At 68.1% G+C, this 15,981-nt stretch carries 11 protein-coding genes; 4 read left to right on the top strand and 7 right to left on the bottom strand.

Annotation, left to right across the window (positions count from 1 at the left end; genetic code table 11):
- The first annotated feature begins 37 nt into the window (after positions 1-37).
- Complete coding sequence (gene bioB / locus J8I33_RS24055) at positions 38-1,057, top strand: biotin synthase BioB (protein WP_209939183.1); 1,020 nt, start codon at positions 38-40, stop codon at positions 1,055-1,057.
- A gap of 146 nt (positions 1,058-1,203) precedes the next feature.
- Here bioB and J8I33_RS24060 read toward each other — a convergent pair whose 3' ends face one another.
- From J8I33_RS24060 to J8I33_RS24075, 4 genes are all read right to left on the bottom strand, one after another.
- Positions 1,204-1,929, bottom strand: a complete 726-nt coding sequence (locus J8I33_RS24060) for a copper homeostasis protein CutC (protein ID WP_124593463.1) — start codon at positions 1,927-1,929, stop codon at positions 1,204-1,206.
- Positions 1,930-2,038: 109 nt separating this feature from the next.
- Positions 2,039-2,443, bottom strand: coding sequence for a hypothetical protein (locus tag J8I33_RS24065; RefSeq protein ID WP_209926704.1), 405 nt, complete (start codon positions 2,441-2,443; stop codon positions 2,039-2,041).
- On the bottom strand, positions 2,440-2,826 hold the full coding sequence (locus J8I33_RS24070) for a hypothetical protein (RefSeq protein WP_050014335.1): 387 nt from the start codon (positions 2,824-2,826) through the stop codon (positions 2,440-2,442). The genes J8I33_RS24065 and J8I33_RS24070 overlap by 4 nt, the downstream gene beginning before the upstream one ends.
- 150 nt (positions 2,827-2,976) lie before the next feature.
- Positions 2,977-4,263 (bottom strand): EAL domain-containing protein, encoded by a 1,287-nt coding sequence (locus J8I33_RS24075; protein WP_124557498.1) that lies wholly within the window; start codon positions 4,261-4,263, stop codon positions 2,977-2,979.
- Positions 4,264-4,575: 312 nt separating this feature from the next.
- On the opposite strand from J8I33_RS24075, the gene J8I33_RS24080 reads away from it, so the two are divergent.
- Complete coding sequence (locus J8I33_RS24080) at positions 4,576-6,243, top strand: Na+/H+ antiporter (protein WP_050014333.1); 1,668 nt, start codon at positions 4,576-4,578, stop codon at positions 6,241-6,243.
- Between the two features lie 378 nt (positions 6,244-6,621).
- A complete protein-coding gene (locus tag J8I33_RS24085) occupies positions 6,622-8,043 on the top strand; it encodes a family 1 glycosylhydrolase (protein ID WP_209939184.1) in 1,422 nt (473 codons plus the stop codon).
- Positions 8,044-8,182: 139 nt separating this feature from the next.
- On the opposite strand, the gene J8I33_RS24090 is transcribed toward J8I33_RS24085, so the two are convergent.
- Positions 8,183-11,755 carry an indolepyruvate ferredoxin oxidoreductase family protein gene (locus J8I33_RS24090; RefSeq protein WP_209939186.1) on the bottom strand — a complete coding sequence of 1,191 codons (3,573 nt, stop codon included), beginning with the start codon at positions 11,753-11,755 and terminating at the stop codon, positions 8,183-8,185.
- A 1,650-nt stretch (positions 11,756-13,405) separates the two neighbouring features.
- Positions 13,406-13,963, bottom strand: coding sequence for a DapH/DapD/GlmU-related protein (locus J8I33_RS24095; RefSeq protein WP_050014330.1), 558 nt, complete (start codon positions 13,961-13,963; stop codon positions 13,406-13,408).
- A gap of 337 nt (positions 13,964-14,300) precedes the next feature.
- Here J8I33_RS24095 and J8I33_RS24100 point away from each other — a divergent pair, with 337 nt between their 5' ends.
- A complete protein-coding gene (locus J8I33_RS24100) occupies positions 14,301-14,915 on the top strand; it encodes a glutathione S-transferase (protein ID WP_050014345.1) in 615 nt (204 codons plus the stop codon).
- Between the two features lie 31 nt (positions 14,916-14,946).
- Here the strand turns inward: J8I33_RS24100 and J8I33_RS24105 are convergent, their stop codons facing one another.
- On the bottom strand, positions 14,947-15,915 hold the full coding sequence (locus tag J8I33_RS24105; protein ID WP_050014329.1) for an ion channel: 969 nt from the start codon (positions 15,913-15,915) through the stop codon (positions 14,947-14,949).
- Positions 15,916-15,981 lie beyond the last annotated feature (66 nt).

Here is a 15,981-nt window from a genome sequence, read left to right on the forward strand (position 1 = left end):
CAACCGATCCCCCATCCCGCCAGGACAGGAAAACGAAATGACCCAAGCCCAGACCGCCGCCGTGCAACCAGACGCGATTCCCGTCGCTGCACCGGCCCCGCAGCGCTGGCGCGTCGCCGACGTCGTCGCGCTGTTCGAGCTGCCGTTCAACGACCTGATGTTCCGCGCGCAGCAGGTGCATCGCGAGCACTTCGACGCGAACGCGGTGCAGTTGTCGACGCTGCTGTCGATCAAGACGGGCGGCTGCGAGGAAGATTGCGGCTATTGCTCGCAGTCGTCGCATCACGACACGGGCCTGAAGGCCGAGAAGCTGATGGACGTCGACACGGTGCTCGACGCCGCGCGCGCGGCGAAAGCGAACGGCGCGAGCCGCTTCTGCATGGGCGCCGCGTGGCGCAATCCGAAGGAGCGCCACATGCCGGCGCTGACCGAGATGGTGCGCGGCGTGAAGGAGCTCGGCCTCGAGACCTGCATGACGCTCGGCATGCTCGAGGACGAACAGGCTCGGCAGCTCGCCGACGCCGGCCTCGACTACTACAACCACAACCTCGACACGTCGCCGGAGTTCTACGGCCAGGTGATCTCGACGCGCACGTACCAGGATCGCCTCGACACGCTCGACCGCGTGCGCGACGCGGGCATCAACGTGTGCTGCGGCGGCATCATCGGGATGGGCGAATCGCGTCGCGAACGCGCGGGCCTGATCTCGCAGCTCGCGAACCTGAACCCGTATCCGGAATCGGTGCCGATCAACAACCTCGTCGCGATCGAGGGCACGCCGCTCGAAGGCATCGCGCCGCTCGACCCGTTCGAGTTCGTGCGCACGATCGCGGTCGCGCGCATCACGATGCCGAAGGCCGTCGTGCGCCTGTCGGCCGGCCGCGAGCAGCTCGACGACGCGATGCAGGCGATGTGCTTCCTCGCGGGCGCGAACTCGATGTTCTACGGCGATCAGCTGCTGACGACGAGCAACCCGCAGACGCAGCGCGACCGCGCGCTGTTCGAGCGCCTCGGCATCCGCGCGAGCCAGGCCGACGCGCTGTCGGACAACGCGTAAGCGGCAACGGCCGGCGCGCCGCGCCCGCCAACGAAAAACCGGGGCGCGCCCCGGCTTTTTTTCATCCGATCGTCTGCATCGGGTCGCGCTGCGCGCCATGCATCGACGGTCTTCTCGACGCGCCAACACGCAGCTTCGGCATACGCTTACACGTGCGACGCCGCGCCGTCGAGCGCCGCGCGCACGCGCTCGACGTGCAGCGCGTCGACGGGCGCCAGCACCTCGCCGCGCGGCCGCACGCCCGAACCGAAATGCACCGCGCGCACGCCGGTCGCGCGCACGAAATCGCCGACCGCGTCGATCGTGAGCCCGGAGCCGGCCAGCACCGTGCAGGTCGTGCCCGCCGCCTGCCGCACGAGCCGCGTGATCGTCGCGACCGCGTCGAGCACCGACGGATGGCCACCCGACGTCAGCACGGACGTGACGGCCGGCACGCGCAGCAGCGCGTCGAACGCGGCGTTCAGATCGCGCGCGACGTCGAACGCGCGGTGGAACGTGAGCGCGCGCCCGTCGGCGGCGGCCGCGATCCGGGCGAGCGCGCCGAGATCGACGTCGCCGCGCGGATCGAGCGCGCCGAACACGACGCCGTTCGCGCCGGCCGCGACTGCCGCGCGCACGTCGCGCTCGATCACGCGCAGGTCGTCGGCGTCATAGACGAACGAGCGGCTGTGCGGACGCACGATCACGTTGACGGGAATCGGCACGGCGGCCACGACGGCCTCGATCAGGCCGACGCTCGGCGTCAGCCCGCCTTCGGTGATCGCGGTCACGAGTTCGAGGCGGTCGGCGCCCGCGCGGGCGGCGACCTTCGCATCGCCGACGGTCGTGGCGATCACTTCGAGGAGAATGGGAGAAGCGGCATGTCGGTTCATGGGCGGCCCGCGAATCGTCTGGACAATTCGCGCATCCTAGCCGAGCCGCGCGACGGACGCCAGCGTGCCGGCCGCCGCAGACTTCAGCCGCGCATTTCAGCCCGGTACGTCAGCCGCGCCGCACGAGCCAGACGCCGACGAGCGCGGACAACGCCGTGACGGCGGTGCCGGGTACGAACCGGAACATGCGCGCGTTGAAGTACGCGCCCTGCTGCTGCATCACGTCGACGATCGCCGGCGTGAGCACGAGCATCCCCCAGCCGATCATCCCGAAGGCGGTGGTCGCGGCCGCGACGAGCAGCACGATGCCCGCGCCGCGCGCACGCGGCCGGAATGCGCCGGCAAACATGCCCGCGGCGAGCAGCACGGCCGACACCGCGAACAGCACGGCGACGAATACGGTCGTCGCGCCCGCCTGACCGACCTTCATGAACGCGATCATCTGCGCGGCGATCACGCAGAAGCCGGCGATCGAGAACAGCACGATCGCCAGCGCGTTGCGCACGACGCTCACGCAACGGCCTGCCGGAAATACGCGGTCGCCGGGCGCCGGAACAGCAGGTAGACGAACACCGCGAACAGCAGAACGCCCGGGATCAGCACTGCGAGCATCGACGCCGGCATGTTGATCAACGAGAACGCGATGCCGAACACGAACGTCACGATATAGGCGTTGCGCGACCATTCGCGCCCCTTGAGGATCGCGATGCCGATCACGACATTCGCGGCCTCGACGATCATGCTGATGCCGAACGTCGCCCACACGGGCAGCAGGTAGTGCGACATCAGCGCCTGGGTGGTCGGCATGCCGATCGAGAACGGCGTATAGACGCAGGTGATCGCGTTGGTCACGATGATGATCCACGCGAGGATGGTCAGCGAAATCGGTCGCTTCATGGCGTTTTCCTTTTATATTCGCCGCCATGGTGGCCCCCGGGACGGCGCGCGCGGTCACGACGGCCGCGGTCGCGCCATTGTCGGGGAAGCGCGCGGCGAACGCAACGGCCGCCCCCGCGCCGTCGGTCGCCGCATCCCGACCGTGTGCCGCTACGCCGCTTGCGCGTCCTCGTCGATCCAGTCGATATCGCCGCACAGTACGCGCTGCGCATCGCCGACGCGCACGGCCACCGACAGCGTCACGCACGGCTGCGCCTCGTTGATCGACAGGTACGGCCGCGTGACCTGCACGCGCCCCGGTTCGGCGATCGCCGAGCGGAAATACGGCCGGCGCAGCCAGTTCGCACCCTGCGCGTCCGCCAGCGGCGAAAAGCGCGCCTCGGCGAGCGCGCGATCGGCGCGCAGCACGACGTTGCGGCCCGACTGCCGGCCCTGCGCGTCGAGCAGGAAGCAGCGTGCGGCCGCGTCCAGCGCGAGGAAGTTCCAGCACACCTCGTCGAGCGGCTCGCCGCCCGCGAGGCGCTCGGCCGCCCGTTCGAACGCGCGCAGGTACGGGGCGAGCCGCTGCGCGTCGCGCCGCTCGCGCGCTTCGGTCTGCTGACGAAAGCGCTCGGTCAGCTCGCCGATGCAGCCGGTCGCGGCCGCGCTGTCGGGCAGCCCCGGCGCCGGGCGGCCGAAGTAGTAGCCCTGCACGAAATCGGCCTCGCACGACAGCGCGATCTGCGCTTCGTGCTCGGTCTCGATCCCTTCGACGAGCACCAGCTTGCCGGCCTCGTGCAGCAGCGTCACGAGCCCGTGCAGGATCGCGGTGAGCCCCGTGCGGTGCGCCGCGTGCGACAGCATGATCCGGTCGAGCTTCACGATGTCCGGGTTCAGCTGCCAGATCCGTTCGAGGTTCGAGTGACCCGCGCCGAAATCGTCGAGCGCGATCAGGAAGCCGTGCGTGCGGAACTCGCGCACGGCCTCCGCGAGCCGCTCGACGTCCTCCGCGCGCTGTTCGAGCACTTCGAGCACGATGCGCCGCGGCGGCATGCCGAGCCGTTTCAGGTTCGCGAGCAGCGCGGCCGCCTGGAACGGATCGGTGAGCACGCCCGGATGGACGTTGAGAAACAGCCACTCGCGCTCCGCGCCGAGCAGCGCGAAGTTCTCCAGATGCAGCGCCTGCGCGAGCCGGTCGAGCTGGAGCAGTTCGTCCCGGCGCGCGGCTTCGCCGAACACGTCGAGCGGCGACACGGGGCGGTCGAGCGCATCGTGTGCGCGCAGCAGCGCCTCGTAGCCCACCGCACGCTGGTGCGACAGGCTGAATATCGGCTGGAACACGGTCGTGAGCGTCAGGTCGCGGTGCTGCGTCGCCAGCCGTTCCAAGCCCGAGCTCATCTCCCGCTCGAACCGGTACGGCGACGCGGCGGCCGGACGCTCCTGTTGCACGATCGTCATGCCTTCCTCCTGGTGATGCAGTCGAACGCGACGTCCGGCGTCCGGCGAAAACGACGAACGGGACGGCGCGCCATGTCATTGGTTGGACCCTCGGTGACCCGGCGCAAGCCGGGCGGCTGCTCTCCCTCAAGCAAGCTCCGTGCGAGGTGCCGACAACCCGTGCGCCATGCGGCTGTGCCGGGCCGCCGCACCACCGTGGCGCGTGTTCGACGCACCATTCCCGTGCGCACGCACCGGCCACTCGAGCGCACCCGTTACGCCGGCACGCTACACTCCGTACGATCGTTTCATTCCGCGTTATTCGCCGTCTCGATGGAAATCGTTTTCACAGTCCTCATCCTGCTGCTGACCGTCGCGCTGTCCGGCGCCGTCACGCGTCTCCTGCCGTTGCAACTGCCGCTGCCGCTGATGCAGATCGCGTTCGGCGCGATGCTCGCGTGGCCGAAGCTGAACCTGCACGTCACGTTCGACCCCGAGATCTTCATGCTGCTGTTCATTCCGCCGCTGCTGTTCGCGGACGGCTGGCGGATTCCGAAACGCGAGCTTTACCTGCAGCGCCGCGCGATCCTGATGCTCGCGTTCGGGCTCGTGTTCATGACGGTACTCGCAGTCGGCTACTTCGCGCATTGGCTGATTCCCGAGTTGCCGCTGCCGATCGCGTTCGCGCTCGCGGCGGTGCTGTCGCCGACCGACGCGGTCGCGCTGTCCGGGATCGCCGGCAAGGGTCGCATTCCGCCGCAACTGATGCACATCCTCGAAGGCGAGGCGCTGATGAACGACGCGTCGGGCCTCGTCGCGCTGAAATTCGCGATCGCGGCCGCGCTGACGGGCGTATTCTCGCTGCGCGCCGCATCGGTCACGTTCGTGATCGTCGCGGCCGGCGGGCTCGCGACGGGCGCGATCGTCGCGTGGCTGTTCAGCGCGCTGTCGACGCGCTTCCTGAATGCCGAGCAGGAAGGCGACCCGGCGCCCGGCATCGTGATGACGCTGCTGGTGCCGTTCGCGGCCTACCTGTTCGCCGAGCACCTCGACCTGTCGGGCGTGCTCGCGGCCGTGTCGGCCGGGATGATGATGAACTACACGAGCTTCTCGCGCAAAAGCACCGTCGCGTCGCGCGTGCGCGCCGAAAGCACGTGGGCGCTGATCGAGTTCGTGTTCAACGGCATGGTGTTCATCATGCTCGGGCTGCAGCTGCCGCACATCATCGGCCGTGCGCTCGTCGACGCGCACCATACGAGCGACGCGCTGGTCGGCCGGATGATCTTCAACGTGTGCGCGATGATGCTCGCGCTGTATGCGATCCGCTTCCTGTGGGTGTGGCTGCTGCGCTGGTTCGCGAGCCGCCGCGCCGCGCGCCATGGCCTCGCCGGCACGATGGCCGGCGTGCGCACGATCGCGGTGATGACGGTCGGCGGCGTGCGCGGCGCGGTCACGCTCGCCGGCGTGCTGTCGATCCCGGTCGCGCTGTCCGACGGCGCGCCGCTGCCGGGCCGCGACACCGCGGTCTTCATCGCGTCGGCCGTGATCCTCGGCTCGCTGATCGTCGCGGTGATCGGCCTGCCGCTGCTGCTGCGCGGCGTGCGCTCGTCGCGCAACCCGCTCGGCGACGAGGAGCGCATCGCACGCTCGGCCGCCGCGCAGGCCGCGATCCGCGCGATCGATGCGTCGCACGACGCGATCTCGACCGATCTCGACGAATCGGGCGCGGCGCGCTGCGCGGACATCTCCGCACGCGTGATGGATCAATACCGCCGACGGCTCGCCGCGCTGGCCGACGATGGCCCCACGCCGCGCGCGGAAGCGAAGCAGGCCGAAACGATGGAGCTGCAGATGCGGATCGCGGCCGTGCGCGCGGAACGCTCGGCCCTGTACCGGCTGCGCGGCGACAGCAAGATTTCCGACGAGACGCTGACGAAGCTGATTCGCGAGATCGACCTGTCGGAAACCGCGCTGTCGACGCGCAAGAAAGGGATCGTCTGACAGTAAGGCAGCGCGGTGCGCCGACCGTGCTGCCGCGTGTGAAGCCCCTGCCTGGCGGCAGCCCGAGGCCGAGCCCCGTGTCATACGGCGCTCGGCCTCGTTGTTTTGGCCGATGCATGCGCGGCGCGGTCTTCAGCAGCTTTCAAAAAAATTAAACAATACATCCTTATTATTTTCTGCAAGCCGAAACGATACCGGTTCCCGCTCGACCGTCGAGACGATCGATTCCGTGCGAATCGGTCGCTTCACGCGTCATCGGTGATCGGTGACGCGCGCAATCGTTGATCCGATGCATGCGAGGCTTTTCTCGTTCCATGCCATTTCCATCGTTTTCCTAATCAAAATGCGCACGTCATTCCGTGCGAAACGACCGAACCCATGATCAAACCCCTCTCGCTCCAGAGCCGGCGACGCTTTCTCGCACAAGGCGCCGCCGCCCTCGGCAGCGGCATGCTGTCCGCCTGCGGCGGCGATTCGATCGACTCCGCGGACGCATCGGCCCGCTTCGCCAACGATTTCGTGTGGGGCGTCGCCACCGCCGCGCCGCAAATCGAAAGCCGCGACGGCCGAGGCCGAAGCAACTGGGATGTGTTCGCCGACCAGCCCGGCACGATCGCCGACGGCTCGACGAACGCACGCTGCATCGAATTCGAGCAACGCTACCCGGGCGACTTGTCGCTGCTCGCGAACGCGGGCGTCCGGGCGTTCCGTTTCTCGACCGCATGGCCGCGCGTGCAGCCGGACGGCGCCGGCGCGCCGAGCGAAGCAGGCCTTGCCACCTATGACCGCATGGTCGATGCGATGCTGGCGCGCAATCTCACGCCTTACCTGACGTTGTTTCACTGGGACATCCCCGTATGGGCCGGCGATTTCCGCGACCGCGACATCGCGTACCGGCTGGCCGACTACGCGCAGATCGTGGCGCGCCGCGTCGGCGATCGCGTCAAGCACTGGATGATGCTGAACGAACCGAACGGCGTCGCGCTGTCGGGCTACGCGTACGGCGCATCGCCGCCGCGTGCGCAGTCGATGGGGGCGATGTTCGCCGCGATCCACCATCAGAATCTCGCGCAGGGATTGATGTTCCAGGCCGTGCGCGCGAACGTGCGGGGCGCCGCGCAGATCGGCACGACGATCAGCGGGCGGCCCGTCCTCGCCGTGACGAATTCGGCCGCCGACCAGGCCGCCGCCGCGCAGTTCGATGCGATCTGGCATCGCGCGTTTCTCGATCCGCTGTACGGCAAGGGCTATCCGGCCGAGCTGCAGACGGCGCTGGCGCCGCTCGTCCGGCCGGGCGACATGACGACGATCGCCGCGAACCCGGATTTTCTCGGCGTGCAGTATTACAACTGCTTCTACGTGAAGGCCGGCGCCGGCGGCACGGGCTTCGCGCTGGCCGCCAGCCCCGCGAACGAAATCCAGACGATGGGCTACCCGGTCGAGCCGTACGGGATGTCCGAGATGCTGCTGCGCGTCCACCGCGACTACGGCGCGCCGCGCATCCTCGTCACCGAGACCGGCTTCGCGATCGCCGAACCCGCGCCGAGCGGCGGTTTCGTCGACGACGGCCCGCGCATCGACTATCTCGCGCGCTATCTGAACGCCGCGCACGATGCGTATCGGCAGGGCGTCCGCCTGGGCGGGCTGTTCTGCTGGGCCGGCATGGACAGCTGGGAATGGTCGAGCGGCTTCGCGAAGAAATTCGGGCTGGTCCACGTCGACCCGGCAACGCAGGAACGCCTGCCGAAACGCAGCCTCGCGTACTACTCGCGCTGCATCGCCGGCAATCGCGTCGCGTAGGCGGCAAGAGCGACGCGGACGGGCACGCCGCGAACCGACGTACCCGCCCGCGGCGCCCCGCCAGCCGTCGCCTGACGCGGCGCCCCGCTGCCGCGCCGATCGTCGTCGCGAATCACCGCGCCCGCGCCGCGCGTTCGCGTTACTTCGCGACGACGACCGGAATCCCCTTCAGCATCCCCGCACCCTTCATCTCGTCGAGCGCGTGCTGCACGGCCGCGCTCGTCGCCGCGTCGATGCCGAGCTGCAGCGCGAGCTCGCGTTCCGCGCGCTTCACGCCGGCCAGGTTGCGCACCTTCACGTGGCCGAAGCCGCGTACGCGCGCGTGCAGGTCGGCCAGTTGCACCACCTGCGCCGCATTGCCGGCGGTCATCGCGGCGAACGCCCGCGTGAGCGTCGTTTCGTAGTCGTCGGCCAGCGCGCGCTCCATCTTCCGCTCGACCGTGCGGCCGAACGGATCGAGCCACGTGCCGCGCAGGCTGCGCACGCGCGCCAGCATGCCGAACACCGGCCACATCCACTGGCCGAACACGCGCTTCTTCGGCGTGCTGCCGTCGCTGCCGGCCTTCGCGACCGTCGGCGGCGCCAGGTTGAACTTCACGCGGTACGTCTGCCCCGGCACGCCTTCGAACTGCGCTTCGAGCGCCGTGCGGAATGCGTCGTCCGTGTACAGCCGCGCGACTTCGTATTCGTCCTTCACCGCGAGCAGCCGGTAGAACGTCGTCGCAACCGCGCGCGTCAGCGCGTCGTCGCCCTTCGCGCGCGCCACGTTCACCAGTGCCCGATAGCGCTCGACGTAGCGCGCACCGCCGTACGCGTCGAGACGCGCCTCGCGATCGGCGATCAGCTCGGCGAGCGTCTCCGGCGCCACGTGGGCGGCCACCGCGTGACGTGCGTTCCACAACGCATCGAGGCCCGCCGCGTCGCCGGCCGCCATCCGGCCGATCGAGAACGCGAGCTTGTTCATCGGCACCGCGACGTTGTTCAGCTCGATCGCGCGCATCATCGCGGCGAGCGACACCGGCACGAGGCCGAGCTGCCACGCGTAGCCGAGCATCAGGATGTTCGCGCCGATCGAATCGCCGAGGAACTTCGCGGCGAGCGCCTGCGCGTCGCAGCTCGACAGGTAGCCGTCGCCGGCCGCGTGGCGCATCTTCTCGAGCAGCGCATCCGCATGCAGGTTCGCGTCGGGGTTCTGCACGAATGACGCGTTCGGGATCCGGTGCGTGTTGACGACGATTCGCGAACGCGCGTGACGCACCGTCTGCAGCGCCTCGGCGCTCGCGCCGACCACCATGTCGCACGCGAGCAGCACGTCGGCCTGCTGCGTATCGATGCGCACCTGGTTCAGCCAGCGGTCGCTCGACGCGATCCGCACGAACGACAGCACCGAGCCGCCCTTCTGTGCGAAGCCCATGAAGTCGAGCACCGACGCGCTCTTGCCTTCGAGGTGCGCGGCCATGCTGATCAGCGCGCCGACCGTCACGACGCCGGTGCCGCCGACGCCGGTCACCAGCATGTCGAACGGCGCCGCGTCGAGGTGCGTGGCCGGCACCGGCAGCGCATCGACGCGCGCGGCGAGCGCCGCTTCGTCGAACGCCGCGCCGGCGGCCTTCTTCAGCGCCGCGCCCTCGACCGTCACGAAGCTCGGGCAGAAGCCGTTCACGCACGAATAGTCCTTGTTGCACGACGACTGGTCGATGCGGCGCTTGCGGCCGAGCGGCGTCTCGAGCGGCTCGACCGACAGGCAGTTCGACTGCACGCCGCAGTCGCCGCAGCCTTCGCACACCGCGTCGTTGATGAACAGACGCTTGTCCGGGTCGGGGAATTCGCCCTTCTTGCGGCGGCGGCGCTTCTCGGCCGCGCAGGTCTGGTCGTAGATCAGCACGGTGACGCCCGGCGTCTCGCGCAATTCGCGCTGCACCGTATCGAGTTCGCTGCGGTGATGGAACGTCGTGCCGGTCGGGAACTGCCCGTGATGGCCGTCGTACTTCTCCGGTTCGTCGGACACGACGACGAAGCGCGACACGCCTTCCGCCTCGACCTGCCGCGCGATCTGCGGCACCGAGATGCTGCCGTCGACCGGCTGGCCGCCCGTCATCGCGACCGCGTCGTTGTAGAGGATCTTGTACGTGATGTTCGCTTTCGCGGCGACCGCCTGGCGGATCGCGAGGATGCCCGAGTGGAAGTAGGTGCCATCGCCGAGGTTCTGGAACACGTGCTTCGTGTTGGTGAACATCGCGTGCGCGGCCCAGTCGACGCCTTCGCCGCCCATCTGGATCAGGCCGGTGGTGTCGCGCTCCATCCACGACGCCATGAAGTGGCAGCCGATGCCGGCCTGCGCGATCGAGCCTTCGGGCACCTTCGTCGACGTGTTGTGCGGGCAGCCCGAGCAGAAGTACGGCGTGCGCTTCACCGCATCGGCCTCGTTCGACAGGATCTGCGGCGCGACGAGATCGACGACGCGCTCGCGGCGGTCGAGCGCCGGCTTGTGCCGCGCGAGCCAGTCGGCGAACACCGGCAGGATGCGCGACGGACGCAGTTCGCCGAGTTCGGACAGCAGGCACGCGCCCGCCGCATCGTGCTTGCCGAGCACGCGCGGGCGCGCGCCTTCGGTGCGGTTGTACAGGTAGTCCTTGATCTGCTGCTCGATCACCGGGCCCTTTTCCTCGATGACGAGCACTTCCGACAGACCGTCGACGAAGGTTTCGATCCGTGTCATTTCGAGCGGATACGACAGGCCGACCTTGTAGATCCGCACGCCGGCCGCGTCGAGATCGGCGACCGTCAGGTCGAGGCGGCGCAGCGCTTCCATCAGGTCGAGGTGCGCCTTGCCGCAGGTGACGATGCCGACGTTCGCGTGCGTGCTCGGCGCGATCCACTTGTCGATGCTGTTGGCACGCGCGAAATGGCGGACCGCGTCGAGCTTCGCCGCGAGGCGCGCCTCGATCGTGAGGCTCGGCAGGTCGGGCCAGCGGTTGTGCAGGCCGCCCGCCGGCGGCGTAAAGCCTGCCGGCGCCGGCCAGCGCGTCTGCAATGCATCGAGGTCGACGGTGGAGCCGGACTCGACCGTTTCCGAGATCGCCTTGAAGCCGACCCATGCGCCCGAGTAGCGCGACAGTGCCCAGCCGTACAGGCCGAATTCGAGCATGTCGGCGATGTTCGACGGGTTCACGACCGGCATGTGCCACGCCATCATCGCGAAGTCGCTCTGGTGCGGCATCGACGACGACACGCAGCCGTGATCGTCGCCCGCGACGACCAGCACGCCGCCATGCGGCGACGAGCCGTACGCGTTGCCGTGCTTCAGCGCGTCGCCCGCGCGATCGACGCCCGGGCCCTTGCCGTACCACATCGCATACACGCCCTCGACCGTGCGTTCGGGGTCGGCCTCGACCCGCTGCGTGCCGAGCACGGCCGTGCCGCCGAGCTCCTCGTTGATCGCGGGCAGGAAGCGCACGCCGCTCGTGTCGAGGAGTTTCTTCGCCTTCCACAGCTGCTGGTCGACCATCCCGAGCGGCGAGCCGCGGTAGCCGCTGACGAAGCCGGCCGTGTTGAGACCTTGCTCGGTATCGACCGTGCGCTGCATCAGCAGCAGGCGGATCAACGCCTGCGTGCCGGTCAGGAAGATCCGGCCGCGCGTCGCGGTCAGGTTGTCGGTCAGGCGGTAGTCGGACAGGGCGGGCGGGCCGTCGACGGGCAGGCGGGCGGTCATGTGGGGAGTCTCCGGATTGTGCTGTTGTGCTGTTGTGCTGTTCTCGGCCGTGCGCGGCGGGCGCCGGGTGACGCATGAGTGCGGCAGCGAATGGCTCTATTTTTTCGCGCGCCGCCGAGAATGTTTTTTCTCATCTTGCTCGGACCGGCGCGCGGTGAGAAAAACTGTGCAGCTTTTTGGCGGGATTTGAGAGAGTTTTCGCGCGGGGTGCCGGAGTGGGATGGGTCGGTGCTTCGCAGCGGTCGGGCAGTCTGGCGGAAAAGGCGGCGCGGGCCGTCAGGCGCGCAGCTTGGCCGGAGAATGCCGCTCGACGCCCGTGCGACAAGGGTTTCAGCGGCATCGGACCATCACTCTCACCATTGAAATGCACAGGGTTCCGATTGATCGGCGGCGACGGATGTCCACAATGTCGCGCCCTTCCGCCGACCGGGCTCGCGCGCTCACCGTTCGATTGCACAGCGTTTCGAGTGGCGTCGGGGGCGGGATGTCCACATCCGGAATCGGCATGCGGGGCGCTCGGGCAGCGACGCTCACCGTTGAAATTCACAGCGCGGCAAGTGGGTTGCGGCGGTGGATATCCACATGGGAAATCGCGCGTTTCGTCGGTCCGACTTTCGCACTCACCGTTCGAATACCCTGGGCTTCGACTGGCTGCGGTGGCAGTTGTCCACGTCCGGATCTGCATTGCCTCGTGACCATCCGCGCACCCTCACCGTTGAAAACCACAGCGCTTCGAGTGTTTGAGTGGACTGGATATCCACATGGACGGGCCCTCCCCGATGTATGGCAAAGGCACGCTTCGAAGGGTACCGACGACGGGCAATCCATGCCGGAAGCGGCTCATCACCCGATCGGGCGCCGATGCTCACCGTCGAAATACACAGTGCTGCGAGTCGTTTCGGCGGACGGATATCCACACGAGCATGCACATCGTCGTTGCTCCCGATCTTGCGCTCGAACCTGACAGAAACACCGTTTCGCGCGGCATCGGCGGTCCAACGGCCGCATCCTGACGGGCTGCACGCCGATCGCGAGCTGACGCTCACCATTGAATTACACAGCGTGCCGAGTCGCTGGAGAAGGCGACCGGCGCATCGAAATCCGCACGTTGCGAACCGCGCGCCTGCGCTCACCGTTAGAATGCACAGCCCTTCGATTGGGGGCCGGAGCCGGATATCGACGTCGCGCGGCCCGCAGGTGATGGTCACGCATTCACGCCATTCGGCTAGAATGCGCGTCGCCCCGAGCCACGGCAACGGCTGGAAACCCACGCCAGTGCGGGCGCACCGCCAGATCGGGCGCGACACTCACCGTTGAATTTCACAGCATTTCGCTTCGTCTTGCCGCGAGTTGTCCACAACCCGCTTGATGTCTCGCGCAGCGTCCGGTCTCCTCACCTGTGAAAACCACAGGTCGCCGACTCGTTTCGATGCCCGGATATCCACAACCGGGCGCACGACCAGATCTTCATCTGCCGATCGATGGACGACCCGGCGCGCGACAACCGCGAAATGCCGCAATGGCTTGTCCGGACGGCCTCAGCGGCACACTCACCGTTCAAATGCACAGCGTTTCGACTCGCTCTGGCGGAGGGTTGTCCACATCCCTCCGTCGACGCTTCATCACGCCGGCACGCGGGCCCGGGCGACTTTATTCCGCAATCGCTCGAATGATCTTCGCCGGATTGCCGCCGACCAGCGTATTCGGCGGAACGTTCCGGGTGACGACGGCTGCGGCCGCGACGACCGCGTTCTCGCCGATCGTCACGCCGCCGATGATCGTCGCGCCCGCGCCGATCCATACGTTGCGGCCGATCACGATCGGCTTCGCGACCACGCAATCGCGCCGCCGCGAAGGCTCGACCGGATGGCCGGACGTGATCAGGCTGACGTTCGGGCCGATCATCACGTCGTCGCCGATCTCGAGCCCGCCCAGGTCGTAGAACGTGCAGTTCTGGTTGACGAACACGTTGCGCCCGACCTTCATGCCGGTGCCGCCCGTTGCGTAGAACGGCGGGATCAACGTGAAACCGTCGTCAACCTGCGTGCCGATCAGTTCACCGAACAATGCGCGTACGTCCGCCGCATCGTCGAACGTCAGGCGGTTGAGCCGCGCAGTGATCGCCATTGCTCGTTGAACCTCGGCCACCATGGCCGCCGATTCGGGCGTTCTGCGCGGAATGATCGTGATGCGGTCGTCGTTTGCCATGCGTGAGAGGGGCTCCGGTGAGTGCGGCGTTGGGTGATGCGTCGGCGATCGCGGACGGCGATTGCGTTCCTCTGTGCGGGTACGACCGAACGGGTCGGGCATAGCGTAGTCATGCGGATTTACGCCGGGGATTTCGATGAATGTTCATAACTAGTTTTTATATAACTAGTTACCCACTAAACTCCCATTGTGTAAGGCGCTACGCGGTATTTCGCCCGATTCACCGGATGCAATCGAACCGGACGCCCCCCGCCGCGCGCCCCTGTCCCAACCTCCTGCGCTCGGGTACGCTTGAGCATCCACCGGATCGACACCTGCACCCAAACGCGGAGGCATGATGAAGCTCTACTACTGGCCGAAGACCCGGGCATTCCGGGCGCTGTGGATGCTCGAGGAAATCGGCGTGGTGTACGAACTCGTGCCGATCGACCTGCGCTCGCACGAACAGGGCAGCGATGCGTTCGTGCAGGTCAACCCGATGGCCAAGCTGCCCGCGCTCGACGACGGCAGCGCGCCGTTCGCCGAATCGGGCGCCGTGCTGCTCTATCTCGCCGACCGCTGCTCGGCTGCCGGGCTCGGTGTCGCGCCCGACGATCCGCTGCGCGGCCGGTTCCTCCAGTGGATGTTCTTCACGCCGACCTGCCTCGAACCGGCGATGGCCGAGAAATTCACCGGCGCGTCGGGCAACCCCGTCGCGTTCGGCTGGGGCAACATCGCGCGCGTGCAGCGCGCCCTCGCGCAAGCGCTCGCCCATAGCCGCTGGCTCGTCGGCGAACGCTTCACCGCCGCCGACCTGCTGCTCGCGAGCACGCTGAAGATCGCGTTCGACGCGCATCTGCTGCCGCACGAAGGCGTGCTCGGCGACTACGTCGCGCGCGCCGAGGATCGCGACGCGTTCCGCCGCGCGGTCGCGATCGAACAGCGCGAAGCGGCGCGCCTGCTGCACGCGTGACGCGCAGCGGGGCCGCACCCGCCGCCCTCGATCACGCCTGCCCGACGGGCCCCGGCGCCGACGTGTCCGCGTCGATCACCACGCCCGGCGAACCGCGTTCGTCGGTGTCGTCGTCGATCGGCACGACTTCATGAAAATGCGTGTAATCGATGTGCGTGATGCCGTCCTCGTCGTGCATCAGGTCGACATAGCGGTGGCGCCAGCGGATCTCGCCATGCGCCCACGCATGACGCGCCTGCATGACCTGCGCGGTGGTCTCGTCCGAACCCTCGATCGTGATCAGCAATTGCGCGTCGCGCGCGGCGAGCGATTCGGGCGTCTCGCCGAACAGCGCGCTCGACTCGTCGATCACGTGCATCAGGTTCCAGCCGAGCAGGAAGATCGGATGCTCGTTGCGCACGAGCGGCAGGTCGTGAATCTTGCGCAGCGCGTAGCCCTCGTGCGTGCCTTCGACGCGCATCAGCCGCAGTTTCGCCTGCGCCTCGGCAATCACGTTCTGGCGGGCATTCGCGGCGCGCACCATCAGCGTCATCCGGCCGTTCAGCGGCCGCACGATCGCGTTGCGCGCGAACAGGATCTTCGCCTGCGGCCGCGAAAACCGCGCGAACACGAGCCCCGTGGCCAGCGCGATGCTCGACATCCCGACGAAGATCTCGAACGTCGCGACGAGGTGCGCATAGACCGTCTGCGGATGCATGTCGCCGTAGCCGACGGTCGCGAGCGTCTCGACGCTGAAGAAGAATGCGCCGCCGAAGCCGGGCGGCGCCTGGTTCGCGATCGGCTCATGGCCGAGCAGATAGAGCATCGCGAAGCCGCTGTTGAGCAGCAGGAACAGCACCGCGAGCGACAGGAAGAACACGGGCCAGCTCACCGTCAGCGCGCGGTGATAGAAGTCGCGCCAGCCGAGCGGCGGCATCCCGTACGCGATCACCGGGCGGGTGCCCGACCAGATCTTGCGGCCACGGCCGCGGGAGGCTGGGGAAGACGAATCGACGTTCATCGCGCGGCGCCGGTTGCAGGAAGGCGATGAGCGTAGCACGCGCGGCGGTGGCCGGGAATGCAGGCC

The organism is Burkholderia sp. AcTa6-5, assembly GCF_017815075.1.
GTDB classification, from domain to species: Bacteria; Pseudomonadota; Gammaproteobacteria; order Burkholderiales; family Burkholderiaceae; genus Burkholderia; species Burkholderia sola.